The sequence below is a fragment of the Acinetobacter sp. YH01021 genome, from assembly GCF_013420255.1.
Lineage (GTDB): Bacteria > Pseudomonadota > Gammaproteobacteria > Pseudomonadales > Moraxellaceae > Acinetobacter.
Map to the genome: position 1 here is coordinate 1 of NZ_VOYO01000006.1, position 14,860 is coordinate 14,860.

Sequence of the window (14,860 nt, forward strand, 5' to 3'; positions counted from 1 at the left end):
TAGAGGAATAGCTACTCGATATGACAAGCTCAAAAGAAATTATCAAAGTTCTGTTGCTTTAGCCTGTATATTTTTATGGCTACCTTTATAGGGTTAATTATGAACAGTAAATGTCAACAGACCCTAAATTGAATTTTCCCACAGTAGAATTCGTGGATATCCATCTCTTTAAAAAATAAACGGAATTTTAAATGATCCAAATACAGACAGATGGATCAGAAATAAAATAATCGAAAATCAGTATTTTCACTGAAGTTTTTTAATGTACGGCGCCAGAAATCCTTTAACATAGAAGAGTTTTAAAATAGGCATATAAAAGGTCGAGTCATGCAACGAGTGGCAATCAATGGATTTGGGCGTATTGGACGGAATGTACTGCGTGCATGGTTTGAAAACCCGAAAGATTTTAATTTTGAAATCGTTGCCATTAACGATATTGCCGATGTTGAAACCCTGATTCACCTGTTTAAATATGACTCGACCCATGGCCGTTTTCCGGGGCAGGTGGATCTCAGCTATGATACTGAACATATCTATATGCATATCAGCTATCAAGATGCTGCATTAAAAGTACAGGTTTTGTGTGAGTCGCAGCCGGCTAAGTTGCCTTGGCAAAACTTGGCGGTAGATGTAGTGCTTGAATGTACTGGACTGTTCCGTTCTCGTGAAGCCGCGACCCAGCATATTGGAGCAGGGGCGAAACGTGTGATTATCGGCGCAGCACCTTTTGATACGGTCGATGCCGCGATTGTCTATGGTGTCAATCATCATGAAGTCAAAGCATCGGACCAGATCATTTCCAGTGTTTCTTGTACTACACAGGCTTTGGTGCCACTGGTCAAAATTGTCGATGATGCTTTTGGCATCACTAGCGCCCTGATGACTGAAATCCATGCTGTAACGGCGGATCAGTCGGTACTGGATCATGCGCATCGTGATTTGCGTCGTGCACGTGCTTCAGGCCATAACATCATTCCTACGACTTCGAGCGCACTCGGTGCCTTAAAGCGTGTCATGCCAAAAATGGAAGATCGTATTGATGGTTATTCAATTCGGGTGCCGACCATTAATGTGGCCGCGATTGATTTGACTTTTGTCTCCCAGTCACCGATTACCGATCACAAGTTGAATGAAGTGCTGATCAAGGCTGCCCAGCAGGATTTTGCAGAAATTATGTCGGTAACGGATGAGCCCTTGGTATCGAGTGATTTTAATCATTCCCCATATTCATTGATTGTCGATCTGACCCAGACTCTAGTCGTTGGGCATCAAGCCAAAGTCTTTGCCTGGTACGATAACGAGTGGGGCTATGCCAACCGTCTGCTGGATTTATGTGAATCATTTCATTAAGTTCGGGTTATCTAAACCTCAAAAGCACCGAGATACGGTGCTTTTTTCTTGCCTGTAAATATTCTGCAAGCCATGTTTTAAGAGAATTCGCCCGTAATTGATCGAAAATCAGGAAGTGAGGCTGAATTATTTACGTTATCTGCAGCATTTTTCGTTAAGATAAAGACAATAAAATGAAATAAGAGCAAGTACATGATGGTGGTTTGGGGATTTATTATACTGCTGACTTTGGCGGTGATTTTTCTGATCTGGCTGCAGTTTAATCAGAGTGATGAGTCACGTAGCGTGGAAGGCGTGCCAGTCGAAGAAAAAATCGTGCATCTGGAAGAAAATTTAAAAAAGACTTTGGAAATCATGCAGGATCTAGCCAAAAAAATGCATGTGCAGCAGGAAGTGCTGGATCAGACCACAGCCAAACTTCAGCAGGTCGAATTGCAAAATGCCGAGCTGGTCAGTTTGCTGACCAAAGTGGTCGACCCACAGAAATAAACAAAACCCCTTTAGAAATCATTTAAAGGGGTTTTGTTTGAGCATTAGACGATTAAAATTCTTAAAACTGCGGCAGAAACCATACTGATGGCGACTGTAGGCAATAATCCAAAACGCGTAGCGGCAAATAGCGTTAAAGCCAAGGCGATCAGGTCTGCAGGATTGTCGCGTACAAAATAGGGTGCAATTACTGAAATCAGCACGCAGCCGGGAACTACTTCCAGGATTTTTCGCTGGCGCTGTGTCAGCGTTTTATTTTTTAATAAGACATAGCCCAAGATCCGGGTTAAATAAGTGGTCGCAGCAATCAGAATAATGGCCACCAAGGTATTCATCTGGATCATGTTTGATCCTCTTGAATTAAGAAAAATGCCGAAGCGATTCCAGACAAGGCGCCAATCGGCACATACCAGCCCGCAGGTAAATATGAATAAGCCAAAGCCGCACAGACTAAACTGACCAGCCATGGCCGGGCAGCCTCAAAACCTTTCCACATACTTCTCAGTAACACCAGAAATACAGCAGGAAAGGCCATATCGAAACCAAAGCGGTTGATGTCGCCTAATACAGGTCCAAGCATGGCGCCGAGTGTGGTAAATCCGACCCACATCAAGTACAGGCAAAAACATAGGCCAGCATAATAAGGCATGCTAAACGCAGCACGATAACCCAGTTGCGCCTGTTTCCTTCGTGCATCAGCCAGACCGAGCGCCCAGCTTTCATCGACCATAAAAAATAGCGCCGGAAAAACTTTACGATTCGGGAGATGCTTTAAATATGGCACCAAACTGGCACCCATCAACAGATGCCGGCTATTTACCAGAAAGGTAATGAACATCAGCATGAGTAAATTTGGCGGACTGCTCCAGACTTCCAGAATGGCAAACTCAGAACCACCGGCAAAGTTCAGACCTGTCAGTAACGGCACTTCGAGCAAGCTGAAATTCTTCTGTACCGCCGTCGCACCCAACACCAGCGCAAAGGGAATAATCCCTAAAAGCATGGGGATAGAATCTTTCATGCCACGTTGAAATTCGCTGAAATCGGTAGGAACAACCACCGCTGCGGTGCTTTGTCTAAACAAAAGCATGGAAATGACCTGGGTACTGCAAAGCTAAACCATATTTTATGGCGATATTCAGGCTATTTGCTATTGTAATGAAAGATATTTGAGTTTTATTTGAAATTAAATTGCGCTAAATTAAATTTAAAGGGTTTTAAATACCAAAGTATAAATATGGATCAAATAGATAACCGCATTTTGCATGAGCTGCAAAAGAATGGAAAACTACAAAATAATGAACTGGCTCAATTAATTGGCTTGTCACCGTCACCCTGTTTAAGACGGGTGAAACAGCTGGAAGATGATGGTGTGATTGAGCAATATGTCGCGCTGCTGAATCCGCAAAAGGTCAATTTGGCGATGAGTGTGTTTGCACGTGTCTGGCTCAAGTCTCAAGAAGCTGCCGTGGTCGACCAATTTGTCGAAGCTATCAAGGAAATGCCAGAAGTGGTTGAATGCCAGCTAATGGCGGGCGATTGTGATTTCTTTTTAAGAATTGTGGTGGCTGATCTGGATGCCTATCGTAAATTTCAGATTCATCATTTAACCCAAATTCCCTGCATTCAAAGCGTAAAAACTGAAATTCCATTGCAAACGGTTAAAAGCACGACTGCATTGCCTTTGGTTTAATACCGGATTTTTTCATGCTATTTGTTTTGAATGTGCATTAAAACGCTGATAGTTGACACTATTGTTGTTGATTTCATCAGGTAGCGAAAATTATAAAATTTGCGATGCACAGCCAAAACTATCGTGCTAGACTAGGAGAAATCGGGTGTGCTCCCGATTTTTTTATGCGGATTCGTTCCGCGCTGACAAGAATTTAGGTTTACAACATGCCCATTTCAGAGACATGGTTATTACCTGATGGTGTAGCTGATGTATTACCAGAACAAGCGCAAGTTATTGAAAGTCTGCGCCGTAAATCACTGGATTTCCTTGCATCTCGAGGTTATCAGCTGGTGTACACGCCATTCATTGAATACATCGAATCTCTATCTTCTCTCTCAGAATCGAATCAAGATTTAGACTTAGCCACTTTTAAAGTAATCGATCAGCTTTCTGGTCGTTTGCTTGGTGTGCGTGCCGATATGACACCACAAGTGGCTCGTATTGATGCGCATGTACATCCAGTGGAAGGTGTGGCACGTTACTGCTATGCAGGAACCGTTCTGCATACCAAGCCTCGCGGTTTTAATACCTCGCGCGCGCCACTACAGTTAGGTGCGGAGCTATTTGGTTCAGACAGCATCGATGCCGATGTAGAAATGGTCGACTTGATGATCAGTCTGATTCAGGAGACAGGTCTGGCAGATGGTATCCATCTGGACTTAGGTCATGTCGGTTTATTCCGCAGTCTGGTGGCTCAAGCAGGCTTGAACAAAGTCGCTGAACAGCAATTATCTGATTTATACCAACGCAAGGCTTTGCCAGAATTAGAAGAATTCACGGCAGACCTGAAATTTGGTCAAGATTTCTATGCACTTGGACGCTATGCCAGCGACCTGGATGCATTACAAGCGCATTTAAGTGCTGAAGTGTTGGCAAATCCAGCATTCACTCAGGCTTTTAATGTCTTGCAAACGACCAAAGACGAAGTTCAAACCCGTTGGCCAAACTTGAGTATTGGGATTGATGTGGTTGAATTACGTTCATACCATTATCATACTGGCCTGATGTATGCAGTCTATGCACCGAACCGTGCAGCTGCACTGGCACAAGGTGGCCGTTATGATGGCATTGGTGAGCATTTTGGCCGCGCGCGTCCGGCAACCGGTTTCTCTTGTGACTTATATGCTTTAAGCGCAGGTCAGTTTGATGCGGTACAGGTCGTGGTTGCACCTAAAGGCACTGATGCAGAACTTCTGAATGCGATTCAGAACATTCGTGCACAAGGCTTAAGTGTAATTCAGTTACTGGGTAATGATGATTTAAACTCGATTCCATATGCGACGCACCAGCTGGTGAATGCGAATGGTGAGTGGACAGTCAAAACGATTTAACTGCTTGGCTCAGTGTTCATGTCGCTGAGCGGGGCTTTCAACTTTAACAGCATGATGTAATGAGGCTATTATGGGCAAGAATGTTGTGGTACTTGGTACCCAATGGGGCGACGAAGGTAAAGGTAAAATCGTCGACCTGCTCACAGATCAAGCGGCAGCGGTAGTTCGTTATCAAGGCGGACATAACGCAGGTCACACTCTTGTGGTTGGTGGTAAGAAAACTGTCTTACACCTCATTCCATCAGGTATTTTACGTGAAAACGTATTGTGCTTAATTGGTAACGGTGTTGTTCTTTCTCCTGAAGCGCTCATCAAAGAGATGGACATTCTTGAAAAAGAAGGCGTTCCTGTTAAAGAACGTTTACGCATTTCTCCAAACTGTCCATTGATCCTTCCGAACCACATCGCACTTGATCAGGCGCGTGAGAAAAAACGTGGTAATGCGAAGATTGGTACGACAGGTCGTGGTATCGGTCCTGCATACGAAGACAAAGTAGCGCGTCGCGCAGTACGTGTTGCTGACCTGGTGCGTGGTGGTGAACATCTGACTGCTCAGTTAACTGAACTTCTGGACTACCATAACTTCCAGCTGACTGAATACTACGGTGTTGAAGCGGTTAAACTGGAAGACGTGCTGGCACTTTGCGACGAATGGCGTAAGGTTGTTGCGCCACTGGTTGTGGATGTGACCACGGAATTGCATAACTACCGTAAAAACGGTGACAATATCATGTTCGAAGGCGCGCAAGGTTCACTTCTTGACGTTGACCACGGTACATATCCGTATGTGACTTCTTCGAATACCACTGCTGGTGGCGTAAGCTCTGGTTCAGGTCTGGGTCCTTTGCACCTTGACTATGTACTGGGTATTACTAAAGCGTACACAACGCGTGTAGGTGCAGGTCCATTCCCAACTGAGTTGGTGTATGACGCTGCAAATGACACGGGTGATGCGATTGGTAAACACCTCGGTACGATTGGTAATGAATTTGGTGCCTCTACTGGCCGTCAACGTCGTTGTGGCTGGTTCGATGCTGAAATCCTACGCCGTTCAGTTGACGTAAACTCACTTTCTGGTATTTGCCTGACTAAACTTGACGTTCTTGACGGTTTGGAAGAAGTGAAAATCTGTGTGGGTTATGAAGCTGCAGATTCTGGTTGTGTCGGTTCTTCTGATGCGCTTGCATTCGAAACTTTAAAACCGATTTACGAAACTATGCCAGGCTGGTCTGAGTCAACTTTCGGTGCGAAATCACTGGATCAGTTGCCAGAAGCTGCATTGAACTATGTAAAACGTCTTGAGCAGTTGATTGAATGTCCTATCGACATCATTTCAACGGGTCCAGACCGTGAAGAAACCATTGTTCTTCGCCACCCGTTTGATGCTTAATCTTCATTTGATTAAAGCTTGAATGATAAAAACCCATTTCCGGATGGGTTTTTTTATATCCTGAATTTATGCAGCTATTTCAAGACTAAAGTTGCATCGGTAATGTAGCGTGATGTGCTTTAACATAGCGGTATATAAAGAAAGAAAAATGAGCTGCAGGATGCAAAAAAATATATCGGCGACCATGTTTTATTCATTGTTATTCGCGATGGGCGGGGCGCCAACAATGGCTATGATGATTATTCGTGCGCAAACCCAAAATCCCGAAGTGATTTATGCGGCGCTGATTGGTCTGAGTGTCATTATCGCCTGTGTATTAGTGCCTATTATTTTATTGCAAAATGCTTTTTTATATTTCAAACGTAAAGACGAAGTGCTTGAACAGAAAATCAAACCGCTCAGTCAGGTTTACTTAGGCCTCAATATTATTTGTCTGATTTATTGGTTGGCGATACAGTATTTGGCTTAAAAATTACATAATTTATAAGAAGATGAATGAATTAAGCGTTTAGCTGCTGAACGCTTTCACTTATAATTTTTACAATGTAAATTGCCCTTAAGCCAAGGTGGAGTAAATTATAATGAAGAATAAACTTTTATTGAGTATGGCGGCTGCTACAGTCGTCACATTATCAGGTTGTACCACCATTGCCGATATGGCAGGGGCAGATACTGCGACCTTAAATGCATCTGCGAGCCAAAGCTATAATGCCATGGTCAATGATGCGAAGAACAAAGGTCAATTGGATACCAGTTCAGCGACCTATAAACGGATTAATAATGTATTTAACCGTTTGAAACCGGTTGCTAACCAGATGAATCAAACCGGTACGGCATTCCAGTGGCAATTGGCTGTGCTCAAATCTGACCAGGTTAACGCCTTTGTTGCGCCAGGTGGTAAGGTTGTATTCTATACGGGTATCGTGAATAAACTGAATCTGACCGATGCTGAAATTGCAGCGATTATGGGTCATGAAATGGTGCATGCTTTAGAAGAGCATTCTAAGCAGAAAATCGGTGCTCAGGCCCTGACTGATCTGGCCTTGGGTATTGGCTTAAATGCAGCAGGTGTGGGTCAAGGTGGTGCTGCAGCCGCACAATTGGGTAGTCAGATCGGGATTGGCTTGCCATACTCGCGTAATCTGGAAAGTCGTGCTGACCAAGGCGGTTTAATGCTGATGGCACGCGCAGGTTATAACCCGAATGCAGCCATTACCTTGTGGGAAAAAATGAACAAACTCGGTGGCAGCAGTGGTGCAACCTTCCTGTCTACGCATCCATCGAATAGCCAGCGTATTGGACAAATGCGTCAACAGTTGCCAGCAGCCATGCAGATTTATAACCAAAACAAATAATCTAGTGATCATCCTGTAAAAGGGGATCTTGATCGGATTGGAAAGGCAGGGCAATAGCTCTGCTTTTTTTATAGCTAATTGGATGGTTAATATTCTGCGGGCTATTTTCAGGCAATAAAAAAGGCAAAGTCTGACTTTGCCTTTTTTCACTCAAGATCAGAAGATCTTAGTGCTGGTGACCGCCTACACCGTGTACGTGGCCGTGATCTAATTCTTCTTGAGAAGCTTCACGAACAGATACAATTTCAACTTCGAAAGTCAGGTCTTGACCAGCAAGTGGGAAGTTAGCATCAACAACAACATTGTCGCCTTCAACTGCTTTAACAGTTACGATTTGCACGCCGTCATCAGTTTGAGCTTGGAACTGCATGCCTGCCTGAATGTTGTCTACGCCTTGGAACATTTGCGCAGGAACTTCTTGAACTAGGTCAGGGTTGTATTCGCCATAACCTTCAGCAGCAGGAACATTTACAGTGAATTTTTCACCTACAGTTTTGCCTTCTAACGCATTTTCTAAACCTGGGATGATGTTACCTGCACCGTGCAAATAGGCAAGTGGTTCACCTTGAGATTGGTCGAGAGTTTCACCCTCTGCGTTAGTCAATGTGTAGTGGAAAGAAACCACGAGGTTATTTGCAATAGCAGTCATGTTAATTGATCCATTCAATTTTTTAAGGGTACATCATAAAGTGAAATTGCATTTTTGTAGACTAAAATTAGCAAAAAAACGCAATTTGACAATTTTGTTGACGATTTTTTCATTGATTGGGCCAAATTCTGGAATTTCAATGCAATTTCAGCTTTGGAGAAATTTTTCGTGTAACAAAATCTTTTGCGGTGAGAATGCCAGCATGCGCATAACCATGAATGGTCGCCTGATGAATTCGATATAAAGAAACATACATCGATTTGGCAACAAAGCCTTGCACATTGACCTGACCGAGCAACTCGCCGACGGCTTTATTCTGACTTAAGGAAATCAGTGAACCTTTGTCAGAAAATTTAAACATCGGTAAATAACTTTCTTCATTGACACGTGCTTTCAAGGCATTGGCCAGGAAATTGGCCTGTTGGCTAGCCACTTGTGCGCGTGGACCCAAGACCGGTTCATCTGCAGCAGGCTGGCAGTGAGCACAATCACCAAAAGCAAAAATGTCTGGATCAGATTTGGTTTGCAGGGTGGAGAAGACTTTCAAGCGGTGAATATTGTCCTTTTCCATATCTTGCAGTTGTGCCAAGACTTCAGGTGCTTTGATACCTGCGGCCCAGACTTTAATCTCGGCATCCAGACTTGAGCCATCTGCAAAATAAATTTTGTCTTCATCTACCTTGGCCACACGATGACTGGTAAGGACTTCAATACCGAATTTTTCCAGCTGTTGCATGGTATGTTCAGCAACTTTCGGCGAGAGCGCAGTCAAAATACGATCCGCCGCTTCAATTAAGGTAATTTTGACTTTATTTGGATCGACCTTGTTTAAGCCATATTTAAAGAAATTGTGTTTGGCCTCCACCAACTCGGCAGCCAATTCTACTCCAGTCGCACCGGCGCCAATAATCGCGATATTCAGTTCACGGCTCGAAGCTTCATGTTGAGCATTCAAATAGAGATGCAACAGATCCTGCTGAAAGATATCAGCTTGTGGACGGCTGTCGAGAAAATGACAGAACTGTTTGACGCCTTCGGTATTAAAGTCATTCGAGGTAGAACCCAAGGCCAGTACCAGGGTGTCATAGTCGATGCGCTGGTTCTTCTTGGCTTGGGCTTTTTTGGAGAAATATTCTGTTTCTACCACAATCTGTTTCGCTTCACGATCCAGACCGGTAAATGTCCCCAAGACAAATTCATAATGATGTGCGGCTGAATGGGCAAAATAATTAGTTTCTTCTTCATGTGGATTTAAGGTGCCTGCGGCAACTTCATGCAGCAGCGGTTTCCAGATATGCGTCAGTTTTTGATCGACTAAAACAATCTGCGCTTTGCCGCTTTTACCCAAGCTCTCACCCAGCTGAGTCGCCAGTTCCAGACCACCGGCACCACCACCCACAATCACGATTTTATGTGCTGTCATATATGATTAACCTGTTTATTTTTTTAATAAAAATAAGAGAAATAGAGAGAAAATATACTATGGCATGCACTAAAACGCGTCTTGATTAAAATTGTTATACAAATTACAAAACGTAGCAATTCTGTGAGAGCAGGTAAGTATCGCTGCTTTGAGGAAGCAAGGGGAGAGCGAGATTGATAAAGGGAATCTGCCAGAAGATCAGCGAGTAGATCTTCTAGCTTAAAGAAAAGTAACTTGAGATGTAGGGCTATTATCTATCTAAAGGATAAAGCTTTACGCTTGGCGTATTGTCTGAAAACAAACCGAATAAGCCTTGTAGCCAAGTAAAGAATTTCTGAAACAGGTTGGCTTCTTCAATTTCGACATGATCCTCAATCTGAATGGTACGAATCAACTGATTATTCTGATAAACCTGAATAGTCGCCAAAGGCATCATGGTCGCCAAAGGTGCAATCAGTTCAGATGCTTTCACTTCAACATTGATATGAGTTTGCGTTTCCTGTAAAGGCTCGATACTTTTTAAAACGCCATCACCTGTATTCAGCATGACACGCTGTTGGGTTTGATCAAACTGGTTCAGGTCAATACTGTAGCCCTGATCATATAAAGAAGTGGTAATGATCTGCGGTTGCTTGGTTTGCACCTTAAACATTTTTAAGGTGGATTTGATCACAGGCAATTCAGCCAGTAGCTGTTGATCTTTGATCGCTACTTCATTGCGGGTATAGGTATAAGCCAGATTCATCAGCTTATGTGATACTTCAGCGCGTTTTGCTGCACTTTTAGTACCCAGCACCACCACAATCAGACGGCGATTTGGCATTTCAAAATCTGCGGTGACGCGATTGGCGGTTAGTGCCAGATTATAGCCCGCTGCACGGGTAAAACCGGTTTTTAAACCATCTACTGTAGGATCGACCTGAAGCACACGGTTGGTCGCACGATGAAAATGCTGGTTATAAGTAAAGCTTGGCTGTTTGGAATAATACAGATAATCCGGGGTTTCATTCACCACCGCCATAGACAGTCTGGCCAAATCGGCGGCAGTCGAATAATGCTCAGGCATGGTAATACCGGCCGGATTCTGGAAATTGGTATGCTGCATGCCCAGCGCTTTGGCTTCCTGATTCATACGTTCAATAAACTGCGGAATACCACCCGAAATTTTCTCAGCCAGCGTGACTGCGGCATCATTAGCAGACATGATAATTAAGCCCGCCAGAAGCTGATCGACTGAAATCTGATCACCTTCTTTCAGGTACATTTGTGACTCATCCCACATCACAGTTTTCACCACAGAGGTCGCGGTTAAAACTTCATTTTTATCTAATTTTCCGGCCTCAATTTCCTTTAAGGCAATATAAGCCACCATCATTTTGGTCAGCGAAGCCGGAGCACGCTGAACGTCGGCATTGTGCTCTGCAATGACTTGACCAGACTGTGAATCCAGAATGGTCCAGGCTTCAGCTTCAACGCTTTCAGGCACAATATTGAGTAGGGCAGCATGTGAAAATGCAGAAATAAATAAACTGAAAACCGCAATCAGTGAGATGATGTATTTCAATGGTGTTCCTTGATAACCCGGCGGGTGTTGAACGATTTAATTTTCACGCATGCTATGCCTTTTTTATACAGATAGCTAGTCGTAAATGTAGACAAATAAGACAGCTAAACCATACTGGCTTAAAAAATGCTAAGCTAAGCTATATCTCATTTATTTTAATTTTATATCGTTCATTATGTTGCATTATCAAATTGAATTTGACGATTATCGTCAGCATCTTATTCACGTGACTGTTCGTTTTCTTGCGGACCCTACCCAAGTCCTGTCATTACCGACCTGGATTCCGGGAAGCTATCTGATTCGAGAATTTTCCAAGCACATTGAAGCGGTCAAAGCTTATGATGAGGATGGGCGCCAGTTACAGATCCAGAAATTTGAAAAGAACAAATGGCGTTTGTTCAATACTGATCATGAACTGATTACAGTGGAATATGATGTCTATGCCTATGACCTGTCCGTTCGTGGTGCATATGTGGATCAAAATCGTCTCTACGTGAACCCGGCTTGTGCATGTTTAGGGCTGGAAGGTCAGGAAAATAAAGAAATTGAACTGGAAATCTTCCTGCCAGATGAATTAAAGCATTTTCAGCTGGCAAGCGGCATGAAAGCCAAAAGTCTGGTCAGAGGCCGTTTCACGCTGAAAGCTAAAAACTATGCCGAACTGATTGATGCGCCATTTGAGCTAGCAGAACAAACCCGTTTCAGTTTTGAAGCAAATGGTATTCCGCATGAGTTTGTGGTGTCAGGCAAACACGCGATGAATGCGGCGCGTATGCAGCAGGACATTGAAAAAATCTGTGCTACAGAAATTTCAATGTTTGGTTCAGCGCCGTTTACAGACTATACTTTTATGACCATGGCAACCGGTAATAGCTATGGCGGTCTGGAGCATCCAAATTCTACCAGCTTGATTTCACCGCGTGATGACTTGCCTAAGGCCAACGAACCTGAAGAACCGTCGAAGGATTATCAGCGTTTCTTGGGCTTATGTAGTCATGAATATTTCCATTCCTGGTTGGTGAAGTTTATTCGTCCTGAAAACTTCGTCAATTATGATTTAAACAGAGAAGGCTATACCTCTCTGTTATGGATCTTTGAAGGTTTTACCTCTTATTACGATGATTTGATTTTGCTGCGCAGTGGCGTGATTAATCAGGAATCGTATATTGCTTTGTTAAAAGCACAGATTGACCGTTATTTGCAAAATCCGGGGCGTGCGATTCAGTCAGTGTCTGAATCCAGTTTTGATGCCTGGGTGAAATTCTACCGTCAGGATGAAAACTCGAATAATGCGGGTACCAGCTATTACAACAAAGGCTGTTTAGTTGCTTTGTGCTTAGACTTAGGTTTGCGTTTACGCGGTTCAAGTCTGGATGCCGTGATGCGCCGTTTGTATGAAAATGCCCAGAAGGGTGTTCAGGTGCATGAGCGGACAATCTTTGAATTGTGTAAAGAACTGACAGGAGATGATTGGTCAGAACAGATCAATCACTTGATCAATACCACAGACGAATTACCATTGGATCAGCTTTTCCCTGAGTTTGGTATGGCTTATAGCCTGAAAAATGACAAGTCTTTGCCATTCGGTTTAAAACTGGCAGATAAGCCGGAAGGTGTGATAGTTCAATCTGCGCGTCGTGAGGGTGCTGCTGTGCTCGCTGGCCTTTCTGCCAATGATGTCATTATTGCAATTGATGGTTTAAAGGCAACGACTAAGCTTGTTGAAAGCTATGCAAAACAGCAAGGTACTTTTACAGTGTATGCATTCCGTCGTGATGAGTTGATGATCTTCGAGGTTCAAGCTGCGGGTTCTGAACTGACCGAAGTTGAACTGAAAGTGGAAGATCCGGCTAAAGTCGAGAAATGGCTTAAAGCTTAAAGCTTCACTTGTTCGTCATTTAAAAAAACCGGTGCATAGTCACCGGTTTTTTATTGCATTAAATTTTGAGAAAAAATTATTTAATGATCAGTCGTGATGTGCCACGGAATTCTGCCACAATTTGATTATGTTGATTCATCACCTGAATATCATAAATGCCACTACGGCCACTGCTGGCTTTGTGTTCAGCTACAGCAGTCAGTGTGTCGCCAAGCAAGCCCGGTTTTAAATAATGAATACCGCAATGTTGACCAACTGCCGGATGTTCACCGGTATTGCAGGCAATTGCAAAAGCTGCATCTGCCAGTGCGAAAATCACGGCACCGTTACAGGTCTGATGACCCTGTAAATGCTGTTCAGTTATCTTTAATTCGATCTTTGCATAATTGTGGTTATAAGAAACCAGATGAGCACCAAGATGCTGAATTAACCGGTCCTGATTAAACATCTGGCTGACTTGCTGATCCATTGCAAAACTCCTTTTTAGATACGTTTTATTTTAAAATATAAATTATATGAATCATAAATAGCATTGGGTAGGCAGAATGACAAGAGGGCAGAGTCAGAAATCTTGTTTGCACACATAAGAAAAAGTAGGTAAAACCAATATTCAGGTATGGGTTTTTTATTGGATAAAATGAAATTATATAAATATAGATATGGTTCAAAACGTGATTTGGAAGCTTTACAGAACAATTATTTTTATGCTCCACATTCGACACAGCTGAATGATCCATCTGAGAATCTATTCAGTGAAAAAGACATTCATAAAGTATTTGAGCTGTTTCATAATATATTTAGTTTTTCGACTTCTGATATTAGGAAAGAATTTGATCAACTATGTCAAAAAGTTAGGAAGGAGGTCGGGATTTACTCTCTAAGTCGAATTCAAAAGGACGAATTGCTTTGGGCATATTATGCCGATTCACATACAGGATTCTGTATTGAATATGATTTTGAAAAGCTTGATGAACTGAGATCTATAAGTGCTGCGTTTGAGATTGATTATGCTGAACAAAGACCAGAATTGAAGTTTGATCATGTATTCAAAAATGGAGCGACAGCTGTGGAAAAATTATTGCGAGTTACAACAGGGACTAAATCTATAAAATGGCGACACGAAGAAGAGTACAGGATTTGTATCGAACCTTTTGGTAGATTTAACTATGATTATAGGGCAGTGAAAGCAATCTACTTCGGAATGAGGATGCCTAAATCAAAAATTGATCTCGTAAAAAACAATAACAAATTGCCTGATTCTTATGCAAAAGTATGCCAACAGCAAGTTATGGAAGTATTGAAAGGAAGAGGTATTAAATATTATCAAATGAAATTAAAAGAGGATAGTTATGAGTTTGATTGTTATGAGATAGCAGATATTTATCAAAATTCTCAAAAATACAAAGACAAAGTTCATCTAATTCCAAAGAATTTGATTGACTATAATGACTATGGTCGAGGGGTTGAAAGAGGTTATTTTGATAAGGTTGCAGAAATCATTAGTAAAGAACCATATTTTTATGAGCTAAATAGTATCCATATCTCGAAGGAAGAATCGATTAAGAAAAATCAGCCTGTTATCTTCGCAGGATTTTTTTATGAAAAGAATAATTTACGCCAAATTAAAAGATATTTCACTTTGGATGAAGTCAATGAAAAATATAGCCTTTTGAATATGGGTTAAAAATTTGGTGA

General features: G+C 42.5%; 15 protein-coding genes and 1 pseudogene. 10 read left to right on the forward strand and 6 right to left on the reverse strand.

Going from position 1 to position 14,860, the window contains the following annotated elements:
* The 3 genes and pseudogenes from FTT86_RS06265 to FTT86_RS06275 form a co-directional block, all read left to right on the forward strand.
* A pseudogene (locus tag FTT86_RS06265) lies at positions 1–91 on the forward strand (IS5/IS1182 family transposase); the annotation flags it as partial.
* Positions 92–327: 236 nt separating this feature from the next.
* The gene (locus tag FTT86_RS06270) at positions 328–1,350 is read left to right on the forward strand and encodes a type I glyceraldehyde-3-phosphate dehydrogenase (protein WP_180180842.1); all 1,023 of its coding nucleotides are present in this window, start codon (positions 328–330) and stop codon (positions 1,348–1,350) included.
* A gap of 192 nt (positions 1,351–1,542) precedes the next feature.
* Positions 1,543–1,839: a hypothetical protein gene (locus tag FTT86_RS06275; RefSeq protein WP_180180843.1), complete on the forward strand. Its 297-nt coding sequence runs from the start codon at positions 1,543–1,545 to the stop codon at positions 1,837–1,839.
* A gap of 44 nt (positions 1,840–1,883) precedes the next feature.
* Here the strand turns inward: FTT86_RS06275 and FTT86_RS06280 are convergent, their stop codons facing one another.
* Complete coding sequence (locus FTT86_RS06280; RefSeq protein WP_180180844.1) at positions 1,884–2,183, reverse strand: AzlD family protein; 300 nt, start codon at positions 2,181–2,183, stop codon at positions 1,884–1,886.
* Positions 2,180–2,929, reverse strand: coding sequence for an AzlC family ABC transporter permease (locus tag FTT86_RS06285; protein ID WP_180180845.1), 750 nt, complete (start codon positions 2,927–2,929; stop codon positions 2,180–2,182). The genes FTT86_RS06280 and FTT86_RS06285 overlap by 4 nt, the downstream gene beginning before the upstream one ends.
* A 147-nt stretch (positions 2,930–3,076) precedes the next feature.
* Between FTT86_RS06285 and FTT86_RS06290 the strand changes: the two genes are divergently transcribed.
* From FTT86_RS06290 to FTT86_RS06310, 5 genes are all read left to right on the forward strand, one after another.
* Entirely contained in the window at positions 3,077–3,532 is a 456-nt protein-coding gene (locus FTT86_RS06290; protein ID WP_180180846.1) for an Lrp/AsnC family transcriptional regulator, read from the forward strand.
* 206 nt (positions 3,533–3,738) lie between these two features.
* Positions 3,739–4,905 (forward strand): ATP phosphoribosyltransferase regulatory subunit, encoded by a 1,167-nt coding sequence (locus tag FTT86_RS06295; protein WP_004278964.1) that lies wholly within the window; start codon positions 3,739–3,741, stop codon positions 4,903–4,905.
* Positions 4,906–4,975: 70 nt separating this feature from the next.
* Positions 4,976–6,295 (forward strand): adenylosuccinate synthase, encoded by a 1,320-nt coding sequence (locus FTT86_RS06300; protein ID WP_004278963.1) that lies wholly within the window; start codon positions 4,976–4,978, stop codon positions 6,293–6,295.
* Between the two features lie 160 nt (positions 6,296–6,455).
* Positions 6,456–6,764, forward strand: a complete 309-nt coding sequence (locus tag FTT86_RS06305) for a hypothetical protein (RefSeq protein WP_180180847.1) — start codon at positions 6,456–6,458, stop codon at positions 6,762–6,764.
* Positions 6,765–6,876: 112 nt separating this feature from the next.
* Positions 6,877–7,650: a M48 family metallopeptidase gene (locus FTT86_RS06310; protein ID WP_005263417.1), complete on the forward strand. Its 774-nt coding sequence runs from the start codon at positions 6,877–6,879 to the stop codon at positions 7,648–7,650.
* Positions 7,651–7,816: 166 nt separating this feature from the next.
* Here the strand turns inward: FTT86_RS06310 and slyD are convergent, their stop codons facing one another.
* The 3 genes from slyD to FTT86_RS06325 all read right to left on the reverse strand — a co-directional run bounded on the left by slyD (position 7,817) and on the right by FTT86_RS06325 (position 11,286).
* A complete protein-coding gene (gene slyD, locus FTT86_RS06315) occupies positions 7,817–8,299 on the reverse strand; it encodes a peptidylprolyl isomerase (RefSeq protein WP_004278960.1) in 483 nt (160 codons plus the stop codon).
* A 136-nt stretch (positions 8,300–8,435) separates the two neighbouring features.
* A complete protein-coding gene (locus tag FTT86_RS06320) occupies positions 8,436–9,722 on the reverse strand; it encodes an NAD(P)/FAD-dependent oxidoreductase (RefSeq protein ID WP_004645547.1) in 1,287 nt (428 codons plus the stop codon).
* Positions 9,723–9,972: 250 nt separating this feature from the next.
* Positions 9,973–11,286 (reverse strand): D-alanyl-D-alanine carboxypeptidase PBP6B, encoded by a 1,314-nt coding sequence (locus tag FTT86_RS06325; RefSeq protein WP_180180848.1) that lies wholly within the window; start codon positions 11,284–11,286, stop codon positions 9,973–9,975.
* Positions 11,287–11,461: 175 nt separating this feature from the next.
* Between FTT86_RS06325 and FTT86_RS06330 the strand changes: the two genes are divergently transcribed.
* Entirely contained in the window at positions 11,462–13,165 is a 1,704-nt protein-coding gene (locus FTT86_RS06330; protein ID WP_180180849.1) for a M61 family metallopeptidase, read from the forward strand.
* Positions 13,166–13,241: 76 nt separating this feature from the next.
* On the opposite strand, the gene paaI is transcribed toward FTT86_RS06330, so the two are convergent.
* The gene (gene paaI / locus FTT86_RS06335) at positions 13,242–13,634 is read right to left on the reverse strand and encodes a hydroxyphenylacetyl-CoA thioesterase PaaI (RefSeq protein WP_180180850.1); all 393 of its coding nucleotides are present in this window, start codon (positions 13,632–13,634) and stop codon (positions 13,242–13,244) included.
* 168 nt (positions 13,635–13,802) lie between these two features.
* Here paaI and FTT86_RS06340 point away from each other — a divergent pair, with 168 nt between their 5' ends.
* Positions 13,803–14,849, forward strand: a complete 1,047-nt coding sequence (locus tag FTT86_RS06340; RefSeq protein WP_253147651.1) for a DUF2971 domain-containing protein — start codon at positions 13,803–13,805, stop codon at positions 14,847–14,849.
* The last annotated feature ends 11 nt before the right edge of the window (positions 14,850–14,860 follow it).

Coding starts and splice junctions, on each gene's coding strand:
- FTT86_RS06270 (WP_180180842.1), top strand. CDS start 328: ATGCAACGAGTGGCAATCAATGGATTTGGGCGTATTGGACGGAATGTA.
- FTT86_RS06275 (WP_180180843.1), top strand. CDS start 1,543: ATGATGGTGGTTTGGGGATTTATTATACTGCTGACTTTGGCGGTGATT.
- FTT86_RS06280 (WP_180180844.1), bottom strand. CDS start 2,183: ATGATCCAGATGAATACCTTGGTGGCCATTATTCTGATTGCTGCGACC.
- FTT86_RS06285 (WP_180180845.1), bottom strand. CDS start 2,929: ATGCTTTTGTTTAGACAAAGCACCGCAGCGGTGGTTGTTCCTACCGAT.
- FTT86_RS06290 (WP_180180846.1), top strand. CDS start 3,077: ATGGATCAAATAGATAACCGCATTTTGCATGAGCTGCAAAAGAATGGA.
- FTT86_RS06295 (WP_004278964.1), top strand. CDS start 3,739: ATGCCCATTTCAGAGACATGGTTATTACCTGATGGTGTAGCTGATGTA.
- FTT86_RS06300 (WP_004278963.1), top strand. CDS start 4,976: ATGGGCAAGAATGTTGTGGTACTTGGTACCCAATGGGGCGACGAAGGT.
- FTT86_RS06305 (WP_180180847.1), top strand. CDS start 6,456: ATGCAAAAAAATATATCGGCGACCATGTTTTATTCATTGTTATTCGCG.
- FTT86_RS06310 (WP_005263417.1), top strand. CDS start 6,877: ATGAAGAATAAACTTTTATTGAGTATGGCGGCTGCTACAGTCGTCACA.
- slyD (WP_004278960.1), bottom strand. CDS start 8,299: ATGACTGCTATTGCAAATAACCTCGTGGTTTCTTTCCACTACACATTG.
- FTT86_RS06320 (WP_004645547.1), bottom strand. CDS start 9,722: ATGACAGCACATAAAATCGTGATTGTGGGTGGTGGTGCCGGTGGTCTG.
- FTT86_RS06330 (WP_180180849.1), top strand. CDS start 11,462: ATGTTGCATTATCAAATTGAATTTGACGATTATCGTCAGCATCTTATT.
- paaI (WP_180180850.1), bottom strand. CDS start 13,634: ATGGATCAGCAAGTCAGCCAGATGTTTAATCAGGACCGGTTAATTCAG.
- FTT86_RS06340 (WP_253147651.1), top strand. CDS start 13,803: ATGAAATTATATAAATATAGATATGGTTCAAAACGTGATTTGGAAGCT.